The 21,265-nt window shown below is 68.6% G+C and carries 18 protein-coding genes and 4 pseudogenes; 14 read left to right on the forward strand and 8 right to left on the reverse strand.

Features of this window, described 5'->3' with window-relative positions:
• Positions 1-63 precede the first annotated feature (63 nt).
• Positions 64-492 (forward strand): annotated as a pseudogene (locus ACTWQC_RS14120) (tyrosine-type recombinase/integrase); the annotation flags it as partial.
• A 673-nt stretch (positions 493-1,165) separates the two neighbouring features.
• On the forward strand, positions 1,166-1,240 hold the full coding sequence (locus ACTWQC_RS14125; RefSeq protein WP_099504217.1) for a 50S ribosomal protein bL37: 75 nt from the start codon (positions 1,166-1,168) through the stop codon (positions 1,238-1,240).
• Positions 1,241-1,897: 657 nt separating this feature from the next.
• Here the strand turns inward: ACTWQC_RS14125 and ACTWQC_RS14130 are convergent.
• Positions 1,898-2,140, reverse strand: coding sequence for a hypothetical protein (locus tag ACTWQC_RS14130; RefSeq protein ID WP_443316000.1), 243 nt, complete (start codon positions 2,138-2,140; stop codon positions 1,898-1,900).
• Positions 2,141-2,725: 585 nt separating this feature from the next.
• Between ACTWQC_RS14130 and ACTWQC_RS14135 the strand changes: the two genes are divergently transcribed.
• The 3 genes and pseudogenes from ACTWQC_RS14135 to ACTWQC_RS14145 all read left to right on the forward strand — a co-directional run.
• Entirely contained in the window at positions 2,726-3,166 is a 441-nt protein-coding gene (locus tag ACTWQC_RS14135; RefSeq protein ID WP_443316001.1) for a peptidase inhibitor family I36 protein, read from the forward strand.
• Between the two features lie 166 nt (positions 3,167-3,332).
• Positions 3,333-4,115 (forward strand): annotated as a pseudogene (locus ACTWQC_RS14140) (replication initiator); the annotation flags it as partial.
• A pseudogene (locus ACTWQC_RS14145) lies at positions 4,012-4,620 on the forward strand (tyrosine-type recombinase/integrase); the annotation flags it as partial. The pseudogenes ACTWQC_RS14140 and ACTWQC_RS14145, both read left to right, overlap by 104 nt.
• Before the next feature lie 132 nt (positions 4,621-4,752).
• Here ACTWQC_RS14145 and ACTWQC_RS14150 read toward each other — a convergent pair.
• Positions 4,753-5,158, reverse strand: a pseudogene (locus ACTWQC_RS14150) (transposase); the annotation flags it as partial.
• Positions 5,159-5,779: 621 nt separating this feature from the next.
• Between ACTWQC_RS14150 and ACTWQC_RS14155 the strand changes: the two are divergent.
• The 3 genes from ACTWQC_RS14155 to ACTWQC_RS14165 all read left to right on the forward strand — a co-directional run bounded on the left by ACTWQC_RS14155 (position 5,780) and on the right by ACTWQC_RS14165 (position 8,141).
• On the forward strand, positions 5,780-6,082 hold the full coding sequence (locus tag ACTWQC_RS14155) for a hypothetical protein (RefSeq protein WP_443316002.1): 303 nt from the start codon (positions 5,780-5,782) through the stop codon (positions 6,080-6,082).
• 107 nt (positions 6,083-6,189) lie between these two features.
• Positions 6,190-7,449: a nucleotide sugar dehydrogenase gene (locus ACTWQC_RS14160; RefSeq protein ID WP_443316003.1), complete on the forward strand. Its 1,260-nt coding sequence runs from the start codon at positions 6,190-6,192 to the stop codon at positions 7,447-7,449.
• 158 nt (positions 7,450-7,607) lie between these two features.
• Positions 7,608-8,141 (forward strand): EF-hand domain-containing protein, encoded by a 534-nt coding sequence (locus tag ACTWQC_RS14165; RefSeq protein ID WP_443316004.1) that lies wholly within the window; start codon positions 7,608-7,610, stop codon positions 8,139-8,141.
• 57 nt (positions 8,142-8,198) lie between these two features.
• On the opposite strand, the gene ACTWQC_RS14170 is transcribed toward ACTWQC_RS14165, so the two are convergent.
• From ACTWQC_RS14170 to ACTWQC_RS14195, 6 genes are read right to left on the reverse strand one after another with little or no spacing between them, the layout of a single operon-like run.
• Positions 8,199-8,621, reverse strand: coding sequence for a DUF6917 domain-containing protein (locus ACTWQC_RS14170; protein WP_443316005.1), 423 nt, complete (start codon positions 8,619-8,621; stop codon positions 8,199-8,201).
• Complete coding sequence (locus tag ACTWQC_RS14175; protein WP_443316006.1) at positions 8,618-9,559, reverse strand: Gfo/Idh/MocA family protein; 942 nt, start codon at positions 9,557-9,559, stop codon at positions 8,618-8,620. Before ACTWQC_RS14175 ends, ACTWQC_RS14170 begins: the two co-directional genes overlap by 4 nt.
• The gene (locus ACTWQC_RS14180) at positions 9,559-10,689 is read right to left on the reverse strand and encodes an Ldh family oxidoreductase (protein ID WP_443316007.1); all 1,131 of its coding nucleotides are present in this window, start codon (positions 10,687-10,689) and stop codon (positions 9,559-9,561) included. Before ACTWQC_RS14180 ends, ACTWQC_RS14175 begins: the two co-directional genes overlap by 1 nt.
• Positions 10,686-11,996, reverse strand: a complete 1,311-nt coding sequence (locus ACTWQC_RS14185; protein ID WP_443316008.1) for a M20/M25/M40 family metallo-hydrolase — start codon at positions 11,994-11,996, stop codon at positions 10,686-10,688. The genes ACTWQC_RS14180 and ACTWQC_RS14185 overlap by 4 nt, the downstream gene beginning before the upstream one ends.
• Positions 11,993-12,907, reverse strand: a complete 915-nt coding sequence (locus ACTWQC_RS14190; RefSeq protein ID WP_443316009.1) for a sugar phosphate isomerase/epimerase family protein — start codon at positions 12,905-12,907, stop codon at positions 11,993-11,995. The genes ACTWQC_RS14185 and ACTWQC_RS14190 overlap by 4 nt, the downstream gene beginning before the upstream one ends.
• Entirely contained in the window at positions 12,897-13,922 is a 1,026-nt protein-coding gene (locus ACTWQC_RS14195; protein WP_443316010.1) for a Gfo/Idh/MocA family protein, read from the reverse strand. The genes ACTWQC_RS14190 and ACTWQC_RS14195 overlap by 11 nt, the downstream gene beginning before the upstream one ends.
• A gap of 247 nt (positions 13,923-14,169) precedes the next feature.
• On the opposite strand from ACTWQC_RS14195, the gene ACTWQC_RS14200 reads away from it, so the two are divergent.
• From ACTWQC_RS14200 to ACTWQC_RS14225, 6 genes are all read left to right on the forward strand, one after another.
• Complete coding sequence (locus tag ACTWQC_RS14200; protein ID WP_443316011.1) at positions 14,170-15,387, forward strand: DegT/DnrJ/EryC1/StrS family aminotransferase; 1,218 nt, start codon at positions 14,170-14,172, stop codon at positions 15,385-15,387.
• A gap of 62 nt (positions 15,388-15,449) precedes the next feature.
• A complete protein-coding gene (locus ACTWQC_RS14205; RefSeq protein WP_443316074.1) occupies positions 15,450-16,517 on the forward strand; it encodes a DegT/DnrJ/EryC1/StrS family aminotransferase in 1,068 nt (355 codons plus the stop codon).
• Between the two features lie 91 nt (positions 16,518-16,608).
• A complete protein-coding gene (locus ACTWQC_RS14210; RefSeq protein WP_443316012.1) occupies positions 16,609-17,253 on the forward strand; it encodes a class I SAM-dependent methyltransferase in 645 nt (214 codons plus the stop codon).
• A gap of 31 nt (positions 17,254-17,284) precedes the next feature.
• Positions 17,285-18,262 carry a UbiA family prenyltransferase gene (locus tag ACTWQC_RS14215; RefSeq protein WP_443316013.1) on the forward strand — a complete coding sequence of 326 codons (978 nt, stop codon included), beginning with the start codon at positions 17,285-17,287 and terminating at the stop codon, positions 18,260-18,262.
• Positions 18,259-19,659 (forward strand): protoporphyrinogen/coproporphyrinogen oxidase, encoded by a 1,401-nt coding sequence (locus ACTWQC_RS14220; RefSeq protein WP_443316014.1) that lies wholly within the window; start codon positions 18,259-18,261, stop codon positions 19,657-19,659. The genes ACTWQC_RS14215 and ACTWQC_RS14220 overlap by 4 nt, the downstream gene beginning before the upstream one ends.
• On the forward strand, positions 19,656-21,248 hold the full coding sequence (locus ACTWQC_RS14225) for an AMP-binding protein (RefSeq protein ID WP_443316015.1): 1,593 nt from the start codon (positions 19,656-19,658) through the stop codon (positions 21,246-21,248). The genes ACTWQC_RS14220 and ACTWQC_RS14225 overlap by 4 nt, the downstream gene beginning before the upstream one ends.
• The last annotated feature ends 17 nt before the right edge of the window (positions 21,249-21,265 follow it).

A 21,265-nucleotide genomic window follows, 5' to 3' on the forward strand; every position in this document is an offset into this window, starting at 1 on the left:
CCGACACCCAGCTGGCAGTGGGCCGCGGGAGGGTGACCATGTTCCGCTGTCTCGCAGTCGGTACTCGACCGCTTCCGCCGATGCGCCAAGGAAGCCGGTCTACCGCGCATCGGCCTGCACGACCTTCGGCACCTCGCCGCAATCCCCACCATCACCGCAGGCGTCCCCCTCACGGTCGTGTCCAAGACCTTGCGGCATTCCACGCTGTTCACCACAGCAAACCTCTACAGCCACCTCACCCGGCAAGCCGCCCGCGATGCCGTGGACACCATCGACCAGGCCCTGACCAACGCCGACCAAGACGCCACCGGCCGCCACTGGCCGCACTGGCTGCGGCCACACCACGACCACACAGAAAGGCGCCACAACCGGCTCTACTCCCCCGCCCCAGCAGCCAGTTCACCCCAGGCATCCCAACTCCAGGGCACATACGCGACCACCATGCGACCACCAGGCCTGCGAACGCGGAAAAGGCTGCTCTCCCATCTCTGAGAAAAGGGCCTCCGACTGCGAAAACGCTGGTCGGCACGACAGGATTTGAACCTGCGACCCCTTGACTCCCAGTGGTCCCCACAGGCGCGGCTGAGGGACGTCCCGGTGACCGTCGCGCGACTCCGCCGCGCAGTCGGCCTCCGAGCCGACCTGATCCGACGCCACGGGCCGGAGCCCATGCAGGAAGAGCTGGATCTAGGGCTCGAGGAACTGCAAGAACAGGAGTTCCACAACGACCTAAACCAGCTTGATCCAAACGTCGGCGTAGTGCTCTTGGCCTACGCGTGTGCCATGGACAAAGGGGTCATGCGCCTGGAGTGGGGAGACGCAGAGCTACGCCGTGGCGACCGCCATTTGCTCTGGCACCACCACGAAGCGCTCGAGCTGTCCAGTACACGACGATCCGCCTAACCCTGGTGCGGACGAACCACTAGCCAAGTGCTTAGAAGGCGCTTGATGGTCCGAGCCCTGCACGGACTCTTACCTGCAGTTGGCAGCGCTGTGATGGATCGGCCTGCCCGGCTTCGACGCGCATTCGACAGAAGACAGTGACTGCTGGGGCGGCGGAGCACCGGTACGGGCGCTGTGGCCGCGGCACCGCTGATGCGGACACCCCGGGCCGAATCTAGACTGACGAAGGCATGGAAAGTCCCGAATTAGGGAGATGTGCACCATGGCCAAGCGAGGGAACAAGCGACGCGGCCGTAAGAAGAAGAAGGCCAATCACGGCAAGCGTCCCAACGCCTGAGCCAACCGAGCAGCCGAGGGGCCCCTGTCTTCGCCGCCCGGATTGGGTCGAGGATGAGGATTCCGCAGCGGTGCGGGAACACGACACAGAGCCGGACTCGATGAGACTGGGTCCGGCTCTTGAAGGCTGCGCCGTTTCCAGAGTTGGGCAGGGAATGTTCGAACCTGCGCACACGGCGCCGGAGGCCGCTTCGGCCTTTGGGATCGTCGCTGGTCACAGGTCCGGATGTGGGCAGTGAGTTGTTTCCTGTCCACGAATTGTCCACGGCTGCTGAGGACCTACCTTGTAAGTTCGACTCGATGGCTTGACCTCACCCGCTCGGTGAAGACCAACAGGCGCTGCCCTCTCCACGTAGGACCGCCAAGATGCGTGGTCATCCATTGCCGTTGATGTCACCCGTGGATGTCAGCTGCCACGTCCGACGTCAGCCCTCCGGGTGCAGGCATGGTCCAACCAGTGCCGCAGAGCGACTCCGGGGCCCCAGGCCAGAGCGGTGGGAGACCGGTCACCCCCGGTGGTCCTCTGTCACCGTTGGCCGACCTCGCACGGCCCAGAGACGGCCCGGCGATGATCGGACCATCCTTGTGATCACTGCTTTGTAAGTTCGTTCCTGTGAGCGCTCCAGTGCTGGACGGCCGCGTCTGCGGAACTGCACATTCAGCGGCGTCGATGCCGAGCAAATGCGAAGGCAAGTATGCCGAGGGCCCAGGCAATCAGAAGGGCGCCCCACAGTGGCATGGTCACCTCTGGAATGAGAAGGCGGATCTTGGTGCTCGCGTTGTTCTCGAAGATGAAGATCAAGGCGATTGCGGTGATCAGAGCGAACGGGGCGACGCGGCGGACACCAGGACGGGAAAGGAATGACGTGCGCGGCTGCTTGGCTGTGCTGGTCCGAGCCATGGATGTGCCTCTCAATCACATGCCCCCTGCATCCAGCATCGCCCTCCCACCAGGTGGCCGCTACCGAGGGAACCGCGCGTCAGTCCGTGCGCGCCATGGCTGACGAAGTCGGCGAGCTGTAAATCTGTCGGCTTACGCCTGCGCAGGTTCGAACCCTGCACCCGCCACACGAGGGGAACAGCCTCTGACCAGTGCATACGGTCAGGGGCTTTCCTCGTTTCCGTGCTCCGCGAGTCCCCGTTTTTCCCCACCGTTCCCCGCCCCATCTGGCACGCAGCGGGCACGGGGAGATCACCTCGATGCGAACTACCGGCTGGACGGTTGCTGAGGTCTGCTCAGCCGGTGTCAGTCGCCTGCTGAGAAAACATGCGGCAGCCACCCCCGGGCGATGACATCGGCCTGGCCGACCACCCGCGGCACATCGGCCCGACGGCACGGCAGCGGTGCGCCCCGCGCGAAATAGGCTTCCGCAGATGTCGCGATTGCGCCGCTTCACAACCGTCAGGCCACTACTGAGTGCATTCAGTCAATCCCTCTGGGTAGCTACGGGTTGCTTCACTGTCGCCACCGAGGAGGAAATGACCCATGCGTCGCTTCATCACCGCCGTTGTCAGCTTCGTTTCGGCCATCGCACTCACCGCGGGGCTCACCTCGACCGCCTCCGCCTCGCCCACCAGCACTCCAACCGCACGGGCCGTCGGCGCCGGGCAAGGCATCGATGAGTGCCCGCAGAAGTTCTACTGCCTCTACGACCACCGCGGCTTCAACATCCGCCACGCCGACGGCCAGATCTGGATCTTCAAGTCCCCCGTCACCGACCTCGGGACGCAGGGCGCCGCCGACAGGGCCAGCTCCGTCGTCAACAACCTGGACGAACCCATCTACCTCTACCGGCACTTCCCGACATGGAGCGACCCGGGGACCTGCCTCGAAGTGCCTCCGCACACCCACGTCTACGACCTCGGCCTGTACACCCTCGACAACGAGGTCTCCTCCGTAGCCCTGAGGGAATTCCCCTGCTACTGACCTGGCCGCGATGGTGAGCTCCCATGCGTACAGGTGCTATCGAGCACGTGATTCCGCGGTCGCGCTGACACCTGTGGCAGTGGGGAAACGATGTAGGGCTCCGCGCGCCCCGCTAGTCCGTGATCGATCCGCATAAACGCATGGACGGGTGGATGTTCAGCTCGTTGAGATCGCCGCCCGCGCGGGACTGACCCAACGCGAATTCGCCGCTGCAGTCCGCCTGTCGTACGGCAAGGTCGCCGAATTCCAGAATCGCGGAGCGATCCACTTCCACGCCGTGATCCGCCTCGACGGTCCGGCGGGACCTGACACGCTGCCTCCCGAGTGGGCCACGCTCGAGATGCTCACTGACGCTATCCACGAGGCCAGGAAGCATCCATACACCACGGTGACCGTTCCCGCTGCTGAGGGCTTGCCCGCGCGCTCGCTGTGCCGGGGCGAGAAGCTCGACGTCAGACCAATCAAGGCGTTCGGCAAGGACGACATCACCGAACAGAAGGTCGCTTCCTATGTCGCAAAGTACGCCACCAAAGCGGCTGAGATCGCAGGCGCCACCGACAAGCCGGTCTACTGCGGAACGTGCCGAGGCAGCGGGGGGCGCCTGATGACCGCGTGCGCGGACCTTCAACGGATCTATCCGAAGCGGATGCTGGCCCGTTGGACTCACATGCTCGGCTCCCGCGGCCACTTCCTGACCAAGAGCCGCCGCTATTCCTCGACCTTCACCGAACGCCGCGAAGTACGCGCGGACTACCGCGCCACCAGCACTCCGCGCCCCGCAAGCCGCTGCATACGCGCAATCCACGTCTGGGCCTCTGCATCGGTGGGGAATGCTTCCGAGCGGGATGCACCCCTACCGCGCCGGCTGGGATCTCCGGGTCGTTCCGGCGCTCGGGCATCTCCAGACCCCCCTGGTCACCAACGGCGTGGTGGATCGCGCGGTGCATAGTTGGTCCGGCTGGCAACGGCAGTACAAGCTGGCTGAGGACGAACTGGACGTTCCGCGCTCGCTGGCGCTGCGGGACTGGGCGGCGCTGAATGAGCTGGCCTCGGCGCTCGTGCTCCGGTCGGCCGGTGAGTACGGCGGCTGGGAGGTCTGCCGGCAGACTACGACGGCTCCCGGTGGGCTGGTCGACAAGGGCACCAAGGGCAAGCGCCGTCGCACCGTGCCGATCATCCCGGAGATTCGTCCCATGGTCGCCGCACGGCTGGACGCGGTCGGCCATGACCCCATGAACCGACTGTTCACCGGTCCGCGCGGAGGGCGAATCACCACTGCGGTCCTGCGGGACGCGACGCACTGGGACGAGGTCGTGGTCAAGCTCGGTTACGAGCATCTGCGGCGGCATGACCTGCGCCATACAGGTCTGACCTGGATGGCGGATGCAGGGGTGCCGCTCCATGTACTGCGCAAGGTCGCCGGGCATGGCTCGCTCACCACAACGCAGCGCTATCTGCATCCCGATCTTCGGTCGGTGGACCTGGCGGGCCAGGCGCTCAGCGCGCACCTGGCGGCCGGCCGCGGGGTCACCACCTCCGACGAACCCGCCCCCGCTGGTCCCCAGATGGTCCCCACGGAGCGCTGCTCATGCCGCGAGGGCCTCGGGGCGCTCGACGAGGTGGCCGCGTTCGAAGCGGGCTCCGGCGCGGACGAGCGCGACGAGGTGGGGCGCGGTCACAGCCCGCCAGCGGGCATGAGCGGATTCCACCAGCTTGAAGACCATGGCCAGGGCGGCGGCCCGGGCTGCCGGCGCCCTTGGTCACCTTCGTCCGCAGCCGCACGGTGGCGAACGCCGACTCGATGGGGTTCGTCGTCCGCAGATGAATCCAGTGCTCGGCGGGGAAGTCGAAGAACGCCAGCAGTTCCTCTTCGTCGTCCGTGATCTTCTTGACGGCCTTGGGAAACTTCGCCCCGTACTGCCGGGTGAACACTTGGACGGCCCGGGCCGCGTGCTCACGGTCCCCGGCGTTGTAGATGTCCTGGTGTCCGGCCGCGCCCACGCTCATGTCTTTGCCCTGCTCGGCGCGCCGTCCGCCGACGCGCGCCCGCAGGGACCACTGCGATCAGAGGTGGCGTTTCGCCTCAGGCGGCACGGTAGTTCCTCGGCGCATCCAGCGTCGCGATCGAACGCTATCGCTACCGTGGAGTTCGGATTCCAAGTCCGAAGACCATCGGGCTGGCAGCCGACCACGGCTGACCACCGGACAAGACACGCGGAGAGCCGGATGCGTGCCCAACGCGCAATCCAGTTCGGGTCGGCGGCCCAGGGAAACGGAACGGCAGCAATGCCGTCACCGTGCCCTGCGTCGACCGCACAAGCACACTCTCCACTTCCCCTGCAGTCACGGTCTTCACGCTACGGGAAAAAGGACACTCAAGCATCGCTGACCGTCTCGGCTCACGCGCCGCGCACACGCGCACGTACAGCGCTCTTGAAAACCTGCCTGGCGGCCACGCCCGCACTGGGCCGTCTTATACCACAAGATTCTTTATTGATCACGAGAACGACCATGGGTCGCTTATTCGAGTGCACTTGGACGGTGCGAACCTTAAGCACGTTGAGTGCTGGAGACGATGAATAACGTAATCGTTCTTCAGGAGGGGAATATAACGTGCGCCGAGTCGGTTCTGCGCTCATTGCCATGGGGACGGCTCTTCTCATGCTGGGTTTCACCGTTCCCGCCGAAGCGTCCACCGGTGAAGTCGTCGTATTCGAAACCGAAATCAACCCGCTGACGACATACGAGAACCCCGCAGGCTGCAACAAGCTGCCGCTTGCTGCCCACGTGCTGATCAATAAAACCGATAAACCCGTGCGCGTCTACACGGATCCGCTCTGCCTCAGTCCGAGCTTCACCGTGCAGCCCGGACACGGTTCACACGTCACCCCGGGCAGCGGAAGTTTCTCCGTCTGAGTGCCCGATCGTCAGGAGCTGGCCAATGCGCTCCGCCAGAAGCCCTGGAGCTGACGGGGCTTCCTTGCCCAGCACAGCGGAAGCGACGCACCCGCAAGGAGTTCCGCATGGTTGTTGACCTCGTCGTGGTCGGACTGGGCTACGTCGGACTGCCGCTCGCGCGGCAGGCATGCGCGGCGGGGCTGTCGACCCTCGGCCACGACGTCTCCGCCTCGGTGGTGGCCGGGCTGGGCGCGGGGCGCTCGCATGTCGGCGACGTCCGGGACGCGGAGGTCGCCGACATGCTCTCGGCGGGCTTCCGCGCCACGTTCGATCCGTCGGTGACCGGCCATGGCGAGACGGTCGTGATCTGCGTGCCCACCGGCCTCTCGGCGGACGGTGCACCCGATCTTGCCGCGGTACGGGCGGCCTCCCGCAGAGTGGCTACCCATCTGCGGCCGGGAACACTGGTGATCCTGGAGTCCACGAGTTATCCGGGCACTACGGAGGAGGTGGTGCGGCCGATCCTTGAGCGGGGGAGCGGGATGCGGGCCGGTGAGGACTTCCACCTCGCGTACTCGCCGGAGCGGATCGATCCGGGCAACGGGCGGTTCGGGATCCGCAATACCCCGAAGGTGGTGAGCGGCTGTACGCCGCTGTGCGCCAAGCGCGCTGTCGCCTTCTACGGCCGGTTCGTGGACACATTGGTGGTCTCAAGGGGCACGCGCGAGGCCGAGATGGCCAAGTTGCTGGAGAACACGTACCGGTATGTGAACATCGCGCTGGTCAACGAGGTCGCGCTGTTCTGCGACAAGACGGACATCGATGTGTGGGACGTGCTGCACTGCGCCGCGACGAAGCCCTTCGGCTTCGCACCCTTCGTGCCGGGGGCCGGGGTGGGCGGCCACTGCGTCCCGGTCGATTCCCGTTACCTCGCGGCGAAGGCCGAAGCCGAAGGGGTCCCGCTTCGGATGCTCTCGGCGGCCCAGGACGTGCTGTCGCAGATGCCGCGCCATGTGGTCGAGCGGGCTGCCAGATTGCTTGCGGAGCTCGGAAAGCCGGTGTGCGAGGCGAAGGTGCTGCTGCTAGGGGTGGCGTACAAACCCGATGTCGCCGACACCAGGGAGTCGCCGGCGGCTCCCGTGGCGAAAGGACTCCGCGACAAGGGGGCCAAAGTCACCTATCACGATCCGTACGTACCGGAATTCACGGTCGGCGGTGCGCTCGTGGAGCGGGTTGAGTGCCTTCCTGAGGCGTTGGCCGACGCGGATCTGGCAATTCTTCTACAGGATCACGCCTGCTACGACATGACGATGCTGACGCGCGCCAGATGTGCACTGCTGGACACGCGCGGAAAAGCATCAGGAGCCCGGGTGACTCGGCTCTGAAAACCTGGAACCGACCCGTGAAGAGAAGTGATTGCGGGTCCTTTGAACTTGCGTCGGGCTTCGGTGAAGTTCACGCGAGGTGGCGCCCAATGGAGATACGGCGTCGCGGTCTGCCAGCGAGTCCGAGAGGAATCCGAGAGGAAAAGGAGAACGGAATAGTGAGTACTGCCATCGCGACCGACCGACTGGTCAAGCGTTTCGAGAAATGGGACGCGGACGGCAACGGGGCCCTTGAACGCGGTGACTTCGAGGAGGAGGCTGCCAAGATCGCCCATGCCTTCGGGAAGTCCCCCGACTCGGGGGAGGTGCAGGCGCTGAGGGACGCGTTCCACAGCCTGTTCGACTACCTCGTGCGGGAGGCCGGGGTTCCGGCTGAGGGCCCCCTCTCCAAGGACCAGTTCTTGAGCGTCACCGAGAACCTGATCTTCCAGGGCGGTGAGGCCAACTTCAACCGCGCGCTCGGCCCCGTGGTGAAGGCCATCATCGGTCTCTGCGACAAGAACGCCGACGGGCAGATCAACGCCGGGGAGTTCGAGGCGTGGCTTGCCGGGATCGGCGTGGACCGCGCCGAGGCCCAGGAGGCCTTCCGGCGGGTGGACAAGAACGGCGACGGCGAACTGTCGCTGGAGGAACTGCTCGCTGCGGTCCGCGACTACCACTTCGGCCGCCTGGAGGTTGAGTTGCTGGGCTGACTCCACGGCGATGCGGCCGGTGGTCTCCGCCGAGTGGAAGCCACCGGCCGCATCGTGTCAGGAGGCCGGGCCCGGCACCGGAGTGAAGGCGACCGGCATCTCAGGCCGCAATTCCAGATCGCCCCCGGTGACAAGCCGGTCGGCGCTGATGAGGATGTTGTAGTGGTTGGGGAAGTGGCAGGCGTCGAATCCCAGCACTGTGCCGAGACGGCTGCCCCCGATCCAGAGTTCGTCGCCGCGGTCGATCACCCCTGCGCAGGCGAGCTCCGCGAAGCCGAGAAAACCGACGCGGTCGATGCAGGCTCCCGGCGCCGTCTCCCTGTGGTCGGTGGTGACCAGCTCATGGACCTCGCCGCGCCGCACGCAGCGGCTCGCATGCGGTTCAAGGGACATGCCGCGCTCGGTCCGGTGGTGCAGAAGGACCTTGACAAGGACGCCCCGCACCGGCCGCTTGGCGCCGTCTTCGCCGTACGTACTCATCGCTGCTCCCGTGCTGTCGTCGTGGACCGTTCCCCGCGATAACTTGCCTCCACCAGTTCCAGCGCGGCGAGGCCGTCGTCGGTACCGGCGCCGGGCCCGGCCGAGAGAACGGCGGCGAAGCCGTCGAGGACGCCGGCGTACTCGTGCCACAGCGACGCTTTGAATCCTGGGTGCCGCGCCAGCATGTCCGCGTACAGGACCGTGCCGCTCTCCAGTCGCACCTCGACGTCCTTGGTCTCGCCGGGATGCGACCAGTCGAGCTCGACCCTGGCCGTACTCCCGCCCGGAGCCCGCAGGTCCACGACCGCCTGCCGGTCCGTACCCCGGGCGTCGCGCAGGACCGCCGAGCCGGCCACCTCGACGTGGCCGAGGAACTGCCGGACGAGGTCGAAGGCGTTCGGGCCGTTGTCGGCTACGCAGCCGCCGCCGCAGCGCAGCGGATCGAGGTACCAGGTGTCCTGGCCGATGTGCTCCTCGATGCGTTCGAGGTAGCGCACTCTCATCGACGTGATCCGGGCATCGGTCGGCAGGCTCCGCTGCAGCGAGAGCACGTTGTCGTTGTAGCGGCGGTGAAACGCGGTGAAGAGCGGCACCTCCCGGTCGCGCGCCAACGCGACCAGACCATGCCCTTCGGTTCCTGAGAGAGCGAGCGGCTTTTCGACGCAGACCGGGACGCCGGCGAGCAGCGCGTCCCGGCAGACCTCGGCGTGCACATGGTTCGGCGCGGTGACGAGGACGGCGTCGAGACCCGCCTTCGCCAGCATCGAGCGGTGGTCGCCGTAGCAGGGAACGCGTCCGCGGTGCGGGGCCAGCGCTGCCCGGCGTACGTCGCACACGGCCGCCAGCTCCCAGCGCGGGAGGCGGTCGATCGCGGCGAGGTAGAACCTTGAGATGACGCCGAGTCCGGTGACGCCGACGCGGCGGGGGCGGGGCGGCATCAGGCGGCTCCGTTCGCCGGGAGGACGGGAAGGACGAGCCCCAGCTCGGTGAGCTCCTCGTGGAGGTGCGCCGCGACGGGGATCCCGTCGCGCAGGCGCGTGCGCGCGCGTTCGGCTTCCCACCAGCCCGGATAGCGTACGGGAGCGTGCTCGTCGAGGGGCGGGCAGCCCAGCAGGGTGCTGAAGAGCGAGCGCGCCGCGCCGCGGAAGTCCTCCTCCCGGCGCAGCTCGCCCGGCGCGATGGCGAGCGCGAAGAAACCGATGTCGTCGTCGCGGCCGTGCGGACGGCCGTCCCCGCCGAGGCTCTCGGGGGCAGGGCCGACGGCTGCTCCGGGCAGCACAGCGGCCAGCAGCTCGACGGCCAGTCCCAGCCCGAACCCCTTGTACGCGCCGGTATCCGGGTTCCCGCCCAGCCAGCGCAGGCAGGCCTCCCCGCGGTCGAACGCGGCAGGGTCGGTTACCGGGTTCCCGGCCGGGTCCTCCAGCCATCCCTCGGGCACGGTCTCGCCGAGGCGGGCGGCCGTACGGATCCGCCCGGTGGGCACCACCGTCGTGCTCATGTCGAGGACGAAGGGATGGTCTTCGAGCGCGGGCGCGGCGACGCTGAGCGGGTTCGTGCCGAGCATGGCGACCGCGCCCCGCGGAGGACGCGCGATGCGCTGACCGCCGCAGTTGCCCGCGACCACACCGATCATGCCCTGCTTGGCGGCGCGGGCTGCGTGGAACCCGGCGCAGCCGAAGTGCGTCGCGCCACGGACCGACACCAGGCCGATCCCGTGCCGGCGCGCACGGTCGACGGCGGAGTCCATCGCCTCGGAGGCGGCCCACAGCCCGAGTGCGCGCCGGGAGTCGACGACCGCGCAGGCGCCCAGGTCGGTGAGCGTCCGGGGCTCGGCCACGGGGTCGGACCTGCCGGATGTGAGGAGCGGCAGATACAGGCGGCCGAGGTTGAACACGCCGTGGGAGTCGAGCCCGGTGAGGTCTCCGTAACACAGGGCCGTGGCGGCGGTGGCAGCGCGCTGTGATGGGATGCCGTGCGCGGTGAACAGACCGGTGATGGCGTGGCGCAGGTCGTGGTAGTCGACCAGCACCGTCTGCCCTGGCGCGCTGTCGCTCCGGCGGACCGTCATGCGGAACCTCCCCCTTGTTCGGCGGCTTGCCCGGCGAAGGCGACGAGCAGCCCGGAGACCGCGGACGCGAACGCGTCCAGGTCGGTCAGGTCGGCGAACTCTCCCTGTGCGTGCGCATTGTTGCCGTCGAGGGAGCCCGGCCCGAATACTGTGGTGAAAGTGTCGGGAACGCCGTTCATCCAGATGGCGTCGCAGGTGAACGCCGGTTCATCGGCGGGACAGCGGGCCACGCCCGCGGATTCCAGGATTGCTTCGGCCCACGGGTCGGCGTTGTCCAGGCACGGCAGTCCACGCTTGTCCCACTCCAGGCAGGTGATCCCGGCCGCATCCGCTGCCGTACGAGCGAACTCGCCGGTGCCGGCGTAACGTTCGGTGAACTCCCGGACGCCGGAGCCGACCGCTTCGGTCACCGCCTTCTCGGCCTCGGCGCCTTCCGCGGCGGAGCCGTAGGAGAGGTTGAGCAGCAGCCGGCCTCGCCCGTAGACGCGGTTGTGCAGGTGCCCGGTGTGCACACCGGCGACACAGACCCTGCCGGTGCGGCCGTCCGGCGCCCGTGAGCCGAGTGCCGTCGCCAGGTGCTGGGCGAGGAATCCGAGCAGGACTGTGGCGTTGTGCCCGGTGTCCGGGCGGTCGTCGACCGCCCCCTCGCCGTTGACGGTTACGCGCGCCGTCATCGACGCGGTGGCGCGGGGGAGGTGGCGCAGACCGGTCGGTTCGCAGAAGACGTTGAGGCGCCCGAAGAAGCCCGACTCGATCAGTGGCCGTGTCCCGAAGACGCCCATCGCGCCGCCTTCCTCGCCGGAGACCGCCTGGATGAGGACCGCCACGTCGCGCCCGATTGCGCTGTGCGCGGCCGTCGCCGCGCGCACGCCTGCCAGCAGGGCCACCGCGGGGCCCTTGGCGTCGATGGCACCGCGTCCGGTGAAGCGTGCTCCGTCGAAGCCCACGGGTTCGAGGCCGGACACCGTGTCGAGGTGCACGTTGAACATCACGGTCGCCGCGGGCGGCAGAGCAGGCCCTAGGCGCAGTACCAGGTTCGGCTGCTGCGTGAGGAAATCGGGGTCCTCGGCGGCCAGCCGCACCGCGTGCGGCACGTCCTCCCGCCGCACCGATTCCGCGGGCGAGGGGGCGTGATGCAGAACTCGCATGCCGATCGCCCTGGCGGCGAGCGCGTAGTCGCGCTGCGCCTGCCACAACTGGGCGGGCTCCGCCCCGGGACCCGCCTCCAGCGGCCCGGCGGTCGGCGTACGCAGCAGCCGGAGGAGGAGCTCGCGGTCGCCGGCGTGGAGCAGACCACTACCCTTCATTCCCGACCACCCGCGATCGCGTCACCGGGCTGCTGCTGCGGCAGGCACAGACCGGCCAGAAGTGTGCGGAGCCGCTGTCCGGCCCGGACGAACAGCGCCGTCGCGTCACCGTCCCGCACCCGCAGTCCCGCGTGGGGCTGCGTGGCGAGGTGGGGCTCAAGGGAGAGCGCTCCCGAGTAACCGGATCCCAGCAGCAGCCGCAGGCACTCAGCGACGCGCGCCTGGCCTTCGCCGGGGAGCGTGTACGCCGTTCCGTGCGGCGTCCTGGCGGCGTCCTTGATGTGCACGTGAGTGACGTACGGGAGGATCCGCTCCAGCAGACCGCAGGCGTCGTAGCCGTGCGGGACGCCGTTGCCCGTGTCGAACAGCAGCCGGAGTGCCGGACTGCCGACGGCTTCGACGAGGCGCACCATCCGTTCGGCGCTCTCGCCCGCCCACCCTGCGCAGTTCTCGTGCACGAGCGTGATGCCCGCCTGCTCCGCGCGGGCGGCCAGGCGGGAGACGCGGTCGATGACGCGCTGCGCCCACTCGGCCTCGGCGAGGCCGTCGTTGGGGTACGACATGATCCTGACGTACCGGCACCGCAAAGTGGCGCACCGCTGCGCGAGCGTCTCCAGTTCGGCGAGGTCGTCCTCGAAGGCACCGGTGACGGGCCGGGCCCAGTTCCCGATGCGGGAGGCGAGGCACACCACGTCGATCTGCGCGTCCCGAAGCCGGTCGGCGACGCTGTGGAACGCGCCGGGAGTGAGGTCGGCCAGCCATGTGCCGTCCACAGTGCGCAGCTCCAGCGCGGTCCAGTTCAGTCTGCGGACCGCGGCGATCTGTCCTTCGATCCCGGCGGCCGCCTCGTCGCCGATGCCCGCGAGGCGGCTCGCGACGGCCGCCCCGGGGGCGTCGTGTTCACCGGGCATGCCCGTCCCCCGCGCTCGGCCCTTCCGCGGCACGGCAGTGGTCTTTGGCCTCGCACAGCAGGCGGGTGGCCTCGTGGTGCGAGGAGAAGTCGGCCCGTCTGCCGTCGTGGAAGTCCTCGTATGTACGCCGCATGAAGACCGTCAGCGCGTCGTCGCGGAAGATGTGGTGGCGGCGCCCTGCGCCCGCGACCACAAGATGCGCGTGGTCGTCCTTCTCGCTCAGCGGATAGTGCCCCGTCGCGCAGCCGTGCTCGAACCGGAGAGTGATGCTGCGCTGCTGCACGGGTGAGGTGAGCCGGGAGGTGATTGTGGTCCGTACGCCCGAGCTGTGCGCCAGGATGAGCCGCGCGCCTCCCATACGGGGGCGGACGATACTGTTGCCGTTTTCACCGTCACTGCAGTGCATGTCGCTCCAGTGCGCGTCGAGGAGTTCGGCGGGTCCTGCCAGATCGAGCACGACGCCGAGGGAATGGGGGATTTCCACATCGAAAGCCGTCGGATGGCCCTCTGTGGTCAACGACCGCAAAAAGCGCGGCTTGTGCTGAGCGACCGAGACCGAGACCAGCGCACCGAACGTGCGCTCCTGCACCAGACGACACAGTCTGCGCGTGAGTTCCGAATGGCGCCAGTGGGAGACGACCGCGAGATCGAGGCCGTATTGCCGGCGCAGCCGGACGATTGCGTCGAGTTCCGTGCGGTCGGCCGCCAGCGGCTTTTCGACCAGGAACCTACGGAAGCCGCGTTCGGCGAGTTCGGTGAGCACGGGGATCCGTGACAACGGCGGCGTGCACACGTGCACCACGGCGGACGATGGCGGGACGAGCCGGGAGGCTTCGGCTATCGAAAGGACGACCGTGACACCGCGAAGGTCCCGGCCGGCCTCCGGACGCGGATCGCACGCTATCGGCGGCCCGGTGAAGCGCGGACCCTCCGGCGAAGAGGCCGTTTTCGAAAGGGCTTTCAGGTGCAGTCCGGCCCCGGAGCGGCCCAGTCCGATCACGAGGGGTTGCAGCATCTTCCTCCGTAGAGGGGGCTTGGTCGATGTGGTCAGGCGCCCGGCGCCAGGCCTCAGCGGCCCGCGGCGGAGGACGCGAGGACCTTCCGGCACGGCGTACGGTCGCGCCCGGTCGAAGCAGAGTCAAGCAATACGAACAGGTCATACCGCAAAGTGTGAATATGACCGTGGGACAGCTAACGGCTTTTCGCCGTGGGTAGCTCACTACGGCTGGTGATCCACCGAACGCATTCGGGGTGTGGGTGGCATGTTCGAAGGAGATCCCAGTGGGGCGGGCGGCGACATCATGGCCCGTTCCCGGGACATAGCCGAGACAATTCCGTTCTTCTCCCAGGTGGCGTCATTCGAGCGCCTGTGGCCGGTGATCGAGGCACGCGTGGAGGAGGTTTTCGACAACGGAAAATTCTCACACGGCCGTCAGGTCGCGAAGCTGGAGGGGGAATTGGCCGCGTATACCGGCGCGCGTTTCACCGTGGCGGTGAACAGCGGTACGGACGCGTTGGTGCTGCTGTTGCGCGCGTGCGGGCTCCGCCCCGGCGACGGGGTTCTCGTGCCTGCTTATTCGTTCGTGGCCACTGCCACGTCCGTGGTGCTCGCCGGCGGGCGGCCACAGTTCGTCGACATCGACCCCGTCACGTACGCGATGGAGCCGGGCGCACTGGGGGCCGCCGTCACACCGGCGAGCCGTTTCATCATGCCCGCGCACCTGTTCTCCCAGATGGCCGACATGACCGGACTGACCGCCGTCGCTGCCCGCCACGGGCTGACTGTGCTGGAGGACAGCGCGGAGGGGATCGGCATGCGCCAGAACGGAGTGCACGCGGGTCTGCACGGCGCGGGCGGTGTGCTCTCGTTCTTCCCGAGCAAGACCCTCGGCGCCCTCGGTGACGCCGGCGCCGTACTCACGGACCGGCCGGAGGTGGCGGAGACGGTCTCGGCGCTGCGCCACCACGGCCGGTTCGGACGGACGGTCGACAACTTCCCCGGGATCTCCACGGAAACCGGGCTCCCCGGGATGAACAGCAAGATGGACGACATCCAGGCCGCCGTCCTGCTGGCCAAGCTGACCTGCCTGGACAGCGATATCCGGCGGCGCGCCGAACTGGCCGAGGCGTATCGGGAGCGGCTCCGGCACATCCCCGGAATTGTGCGCCTGCCCGAGGTAGTCGATCGCGGACCGGGCTCCTCATGCGTCTTCTACGTCTATCTGATCGAGGCCGAGCGCCGCGACGCGCTCGTCGGCCATCTGGCGCGGCGCGGCATCGGCACCGAGGTGTACTACCCCCTTCCCCTGCATCTGCAGCCGTGCTTCGCGGAATGGGGATATTCCCGAGGGGACTTCCCCCACGCCGAGGCGGCCAGTGCACGCGCGGTGGCGCTGCCTTTGTATCCGGACCTCACCATGGAGCAGGTCGACCAGGTCTGTGAGGCCGTGCACGACTTCTACGCCGGGAGGCCGGTGTGACGTCGTTCCGGCAGCGGATCCCGTTCTTTCCGCCGGACCTTTTCGAAGACGACCGCAAGGTGATGCTCGGCCTTCTGCGTGACATCGGACGCGCGCCTGAGCAGCGCTTCATTCTCGGTGCACACACGCGCGCGTTCGAGGAGCTGCTGCGGGATTTCCTCGGTGCGGCGGACGTGGTCGCGTGCGGCAGCGGAACTTCGGCGCTCGGCCTGGTGCTGACCGCGATGGGGGTGGGCGCGGGGGACGAGGTGGTGGTGCCGGCCTTCGGCTGCGCGCCGCTGGCCGCCTCCGTCGTGACCGCGGGAGCCACGCCGGTGTTCGCGGACGTCCATCCGCACACAATGGTCGCCGACCCCGACGATGCGGAGAGGCGGATCACCGAGCACACCAGGGCGGTCATGCCGGCGCACATGTTCTCCGTCATGGCCGACATGCCACGGTTCGCACGGATCGCGCGGCGGCGGGGCGTCCGGCTGATCGAGGACTCCGCGGTCGCGCAGGGCGCGGTGCTTGATAGGACGCCGGCGGGCCTGTGGGGAGAGGCCGGAGTCTTCTCGTTCGTGCAGGTGAAGTCCTTCGGCATGCCGGGCGAGGGCGGAGCGGTCGTCACCCGGGACGCCGCGATCGGCCGGCGGGTGCGGATGCTGCGCAACCACGGGCAGGACGGCACACAGCGGTTCGTGCACCACCTCGTCGGACACAACAGCAGGTTCGACGAGATCCAGGCCGCCTTCCAGACGTATCGCTTCGCCGGGCTCCCTGAGCGGCTGGAGCGGCGGGCGGCCATCGCCGACTACTACACCGAGCGTTTCTCCGCTCTGACCGGACGGGGCGTGACGCCGCCGCCACCGGGCCGGGAAGGCCGCTGCTACTACGTCTACTCACTGCTCGCGGAGCGCCGTGACGAGCTGAAGAGGCACCTGCTGGACCAGGGCGTCGGCTGCCACGTCTACTACCCGCTACCACTACCGCTGCAGTCGGCGTTCGCCCCCTTCACGAAGCCAGGCGACCGGTGGCCGCACGCCGAGCAGGCCAGCAGACAGACCCTGGCGCTGCCGGTCTACCCCCACCTGACCGACTCGCAGGTCGAGTACATCGCCGATGCCGTGTGCGGGTTCCCCCGCGGGTGATCCCCGTGGGCGATGAACACGGTCGACTGCCAGGGCCGTTCGCCCCGAAGGAGGCTGCGTGCAGACCGATATACAAGTCAAAGGGGACGAAGTGACTCCTCCGACGGACGAGGACGTGACACGAGAATGGGCACGCCGGGCCGAGCGTGAGGGCCTTGCGCGGGTGATGCGAGCGTCACAGCCTTCCCGACTCAATTCCCAGGTCACCGACGCGACCCGGCGCATCGTCGCCGACTACCTGCGCATCGCGGCGGCGGGACTGCGGCGGCCCGTGGCGTCCGCTCTGGAGGTCGGCTGCGGAGTAGGCAGGCTGACCCCGACCCTGGCCGACCATGCCCGGCACGTCACCGCGATCGACATGACCCCGCGGATGCTCGACTCCGCGAAAGCCGCCTGTGCCGGCTTGACCCATGTGGACTTCGCGCTGGCGCGTGCCGAGGAACTCCCATGGAGGGGAAGCACTTTCGACGTCGGCGTCTCTGTCTGGGTCCTGATGCACCTGCTGGACGAGGAACAGCTGTCCCGCGTGTGCACGTCCCTGGCCGAGTCGAGCCGGTACGTCGTGCTGATCGAGTACGAGCATGCCCAGATCCCCGTGAGCCGCTGGTCGCGGCTCCGCGCGCTCGACTACTACCTATCCCTGCTGACCGGTGCGTACGTCGTTGAGGAACGGTACCTGGACTACGGCGGTGACCGGTCGACGGCCGCACTGATCCGTCTCCCCCACCCGGCGTGATCCGAGCAGAGGCGTAAAAGGAGCGGAACAGATGACCAACCGCACCGAGGCCGGACCACGTCCGATCGACCGCGTCCGGCCGGAGAGCAAGATCCGCAGCTATGCCCGGCTGGGCAAGCTCGACGTCTACGACTACTACCTCAGCATCGCCGTGGTCCTATCGGCGGTGATACCGCCCGTAGCGCGGTTCGAACCCGCCACCGCCTGGATGCTCGCGGCGTTTCTGCTCGGCGAGATCCTCGTGATGATGGCACTGGTCGCCCTGGACGACGTCACCGGCTTCCGGGACGGCAGCGACCTCGCGAACTACGGCCCGGACAACCCCCTGCGCAAGAAGCTGCGCAAACCACTGGTGGCGGGCACTCTGACGCCTGGGGAAGCCCTCGGTTTCGCGTGGCTCACCGCCGCGGCCGGTGCCGTGCTGTGGGGGGCCGCCATGGCGGTGGCACCGCACCGGCCGACGTGGACAGCGGTGGTGATCGCGGCCCTGTTCGTGATCTCCCTGCAGTACTCCTACGGCATCAAGATCAGCTATCACGGTTTCCAGGAGGCGTTCCTCGTCGCGCTGGGCGTGGCGCTGGTGATGGCGCCGTACGGTCTGGCGACCGGGCAGTTCTCCGCCTTCGTGCTCGTGCAGGGCCTGCTTTTCGGGTTCGGACCGCTGATGTTCGGCGTGTACTCCAACACCAACGACGTCGAAGGGGACCGCAGCGTCGGGCGGCCAACCGTCGCGTGCCTGGTGTCGCCGAAGGGCAACGCGCTCTTCATCGGTGCCCTGTCGGCGGCGGAGTTCCTGCTCGGCGCGGTCTCCTCCGCGACCGGCATCGCCCCTTTTTGGTTCGTGCTCCTGATGCTGCCCGCGACGGCGCTTCGCACGAAGCAATATCTCACCGGTTTCCGGCAGGGAGACATCATGCGTGCCCGGAAACTCGGCTTCGCGGTGCACCGCGTCAGCGTGGCGCTCCTGATCGCCGCCAATCTGCTCGTCGGGTCGGGAGGCGCCGCATGAGCCCTGACCTGGACGTCGCCGTGGTCGGCGCCGGCATCGCCGGGCTGACCGCCGCACACGAACTGCAGCGCGCCGGGCGCAAGGTTCGCGTCTTCGAGGAGAGAGGCCACGTCGGCGGCCGGATGCACAGCTTGCGGCACGACGGCTACACGATCGACGAGGGCGCCGAGCAGATTCCGCTGCACGGCTACCGTGCGACGTGGGAGCTGCTGGCACGCCTGGGCGTACCGGACGGTGACGTGCCACGCATCGGCAGATCCATCGCCACCTGGCGCAACGGCCGGGCCCGCCCCGGCGTGGCGGACAGGTCCGCCGTCCTCACCGGCGCCGGGCTGTCCCCGCGCGCCCGGCTCGACCTCGCCCGCTTCCTGGTCTGGACAGCGCTGCGCCGCAAGAGCTTCGACTGCGACCACCCCGAGGAGACCCCGCTGGGGGCGGCGACGGTCAGAGAGTTCGCCGGGCGCTACCACCGGGACCTGCACGACTACCTCCTTCAGCCGGTCACGGGCAGCTTCTTCGGCTGGAACACCGCGCGCTCCACGGCGGCCCCGGCGGTGAGCCTGCTCCTGGCCGTGGGATACGCCGCGAGTTGGCGGACGTACCGGGGCGGCATGGACCTGCTCGCCCGCCGTCTCACCGAAGGACTCGACGTCGTCACCGGCAGCACGGTCCGCCAGGTCATCTGCGACCACGACCGTGCGCGGGTGGTCCTCGGCGGCAGCGGCGAGACCCGTCCCGGTGACGCCGGTCAAGGTGACGTCGTCACGGCGCGCTCGGTGGTGCTGTGCGTGCCCGCGCCGGTCGCGGCCCGGCTGTACGCCAACGCGCCCGAGGAGGAGCTCTCCTTCCTCTCGGCGTGCACATTCACTCCGACGCTGAAGGTGAGCTGCCTGCTGGATCGTCCTCTCGCACCGCCGTCGCGCAGGCCGCTGTACGTCCTGCTCACGCCCGAAGCTGAGGACAGCGTGCTGTCCGGCATCGTCGTGGACCACGCCAAGCACCCGGACCGGGCGCCCGTCGGCAAGGGCCTGCTGAGCCTCATGGCCAACGCCCGGAGCATCCCGAAACTGCTCGACACACCGCGTGACCAGATCGCCGCCCGGCTCACAACGGCAGCACGACGGTACGTCCCCGGGCTGGAGGCGGCCGTCCGGCACACCTTCGTGCACTCCTTCGTCCACGGTCTGCCGGAGGCCACGCCCGAGGCGCTGCGGCGCCGCGCGCGTTTCGTGACACGGGGCATCAGGCCGGTGGAGTACGCGGGCGACTGGGTGATGCTGCGCCCTTCCAGCGAGGGCGCGGTGCGCTCGGGCGCGCTCGCTGCCTCCCGGGTCCTCAGCCGGCTTCCCCGGCTGCGCCCGGCCGACCGGATACCGCTGAAGGAGGTGACCTTGTGAAACCGCACGACATGGGTGTCCTCTTCGACGAGTGCGTAGAACGCGGCGCCGGAACGCACATCCACCTGGACCGTCCCTTCGACATCACCACCGCCCCCAGGACCGACTACACCGTCGCCGGGCTCGCCACGCTGGTCGAAGACGCCGCAGGGTGGCTGGCCGCCGCGGGAGCCCGTAGAGGGGATCGTGTGGCGGTCGTCAAGGACAACCACTGGGACTACGACCTGCTGGCCTGCGCCGCAGTACGGATCGGCGCCGTACCCGCGCAGCTGTCCGCGCACCTGCCAGGCGAGGCGCTGCAGATCCTGCTCGGACGCCTGAACCCCGTGCTGCTGGTGACCACGGCCGGCCTGCTGGAGCGCAGCCGGGAGGAGGGTGTCGACCTCGCCTCCGGTGCCGGGGCCACGGTGGTGCTGGACGGCGCGGCACCGGGCGCGCTCAGCCTGGACGACGTACAAGGACACGCCGCGCCGAGGCCGCAGCGCCGGCACGACGACGAGCCCCTGGTGATCAACCACACCTCGGGCACCACCGGGGTGCCCAAGCTCGTGGTGCACTCGACCCGCACGATCATCGGCAAGCTGGCGCGGTTCGAGGCCGTGCGCTATCCGCGGATCGGCCTGCGGCGCAGCGACACCGTCGCCAACGCGAGCGCGTTCGCGCACGGCAGGACCTTCTGCTGGACCGCGAGCGCGATGTGCCTGGCTCCGAAGAAGATCCTGGTCATCACGCGGCAGGATCCGGACGCCGCTGACCCGGTACTGCGCGCGCATCCACCGACCGTCATGGAGGCGCTGCCCGCGTCGTTCGTACGCTTCCGGCCGCTGACCGAGCGCCTGGACAACCCCTTCCGGCAGGTCCGCATGTTCGTCAGCACCTACGACGCCATGCATCCTCCCACCCTCCGCGCCTACCTGCGGGCGAGCCGACACCGCAGCCCGCTGTGGATGCAGGGATGGGGACAGACCGAGACGGGGCCGCTGACGTTCCGCTTCCACACCCGCAGGTCCGTCTCGGCGCAGCGGCGCAGGACCACGACCCGCAACCTGGGCCGCCCCGTCCCGGTGAAGACACAGCTGCGGGTCGTCGACCCCGAGACCTTCAAGCCGCTTCGGCGCGGAAAGGCCGGCCTGGTGCTGGCCAGGACAGCAGCCTGCGGCCTCGGCTACATCGGTGAGAGCGACCGCTGGTCGGCCAAACGGGTCGGCACCTGGTGGAACACCGGCGACATCGGCAGCCGCAGCCTCGGTGGCACCGTCCAGCTGCTCGACAGGGAGGTCGACCACACGCCGCAGCTGAGCTGCCTGCAGACCGAGGACCTCATCGAGGACCGGCTGCCGCAGGCCGTCGAGTGCATCGTGCTGGGCAGCCCGGGCCAGGAGCCGCTGCCGGTCGTCGTCACGGCGGACGGCGACCTCGACGAGAACGCCTGGCAGCGCGCGGTCAGCGACCTGCCACCACTCCAGAAACCGATCGTGGCCCTCTGGGAGCATCTGCCGCGCACCGGCACGGGCAAGATACGGCGCACAGCGCTGCTGCAGCAGCTCACCGGGCGCACGGACACCTACGGATCCGGTCGATGGACCTGAGAGCGAAAGGAGCCGGA

Origin of the sequence: Streptomyces sp. 8N616 (genome assembly GCF_052246385.1) — a bacterium.
Taxonomy (GTDB): domain Bacteria; phylum Actinomycetota; class Actinomycetes; order Streptomycetales; family Streptomycetaceae; genus Streptomyces.

What these genes read in the sequence shown, in the direction of transcription:
- ACTWQC_RS14130 (WP_443316000.1), bottom strand. Translation starts at nt 2,140, where the DNA reads ATGGCTCGGACCAGCACAGCCAAGCAGCCGCGCACGTCATTCCTTTCC.
- ACTWQC_RS14135 (WP_443316001.1), top strand. Translation starts at nt 2,726, where the DNA reads ATGCGTCGCTTCATCACCGCCGTTGTCAGCTTCGTTTCGGCCATCGCA.
- ACTWQC_RS14160 (WP_443316003.1), top strand. Translation starts at nt 6,190, where the DNA reads ATGGTTGTTGACCTCGTCGTGGTCGGACTGGGCTACGTCGGACTGCCG.
- ACTWQC_RS14170 (WP_443316005.1), bottom strand. Translation starts at nt 8,621, where the DNA reads ATGAGTACGTACGGCGAAGACGGCGCCAAGCGGCCGGTGCGGGGCGTC.
- ACTWQC_RS14175 (WP_443316006.1), bottom strand. Translation starts at nt 9,559, where the DNA reads ATGCCGCCCCGCCCCCGCCGCGTCGGCGTCACCGGACTCGGCGTCATC.
- ACTWQC_RS14180 (WP_443316007.1), bottom strand. Translation starts at nt 10,689, where the DNA reads ATGACGGTCCGCCGGAGCGACAGCGCGCCAGGGCAGACGGTGCTGGTC.
- ACTWQC_RS14185 (WP_443316008.1), bottom strand. Translation starts at nt 11,996, where the DNA reads ATGAAGGGTAGTGGTCTGCTCCACGCCGGCGACCGCGAGCTCCTCCTC.
- ACTWQC_RS14190 (WP_443316009.1), bottom strand. Translation starts at nt 12,907, where the DNA reads ATGCCCGGTGAACACGACGCCCCCGGGGCGGCCGTCGCGAGCCGCCTC.
- ACTWQC_RS14195 (WP_443316010.1), bottom strand. Translation starts at nt 13,922, where the DNA reads ATGCTGCAACCCCTCGTGATCGGACTGGGCCGCTCCGGGGCCGGACTG.
- ACTWQC_RS14200 (WP_443316011.1), top strand. Translation starts at nt 14,170, where the DNA reads ATGTTCGAAGGAGATCCCAGTGGGGCGGGCGGCGACATCATGGCCCGT.
- ACTWQC_RS14205 (WP_443316074.1), top strand. Translation starts at nt 15,450, where the DNA reads ATGCTCGGCCTTCTGCGTGACATCGGACGCGCGCCTGAGCAGCGCTTC.
- ACTWQC_RS14215 (WP_443316013.1), top strand. Translation starts at nt 17,285, where the DNA reads ATGACCAACCGCACCGAGGCCGGACCACGTCCGATCGACCGCGTCCGG.
- ACTWQC_RS14220 (WP_443316014.1), top strand. Translation starts at nt 18,259, where the DNA reads ATGAGCCCTGACCTGGACGTCGCCGTGGTCGGCGCCGGCATCGCCGGG.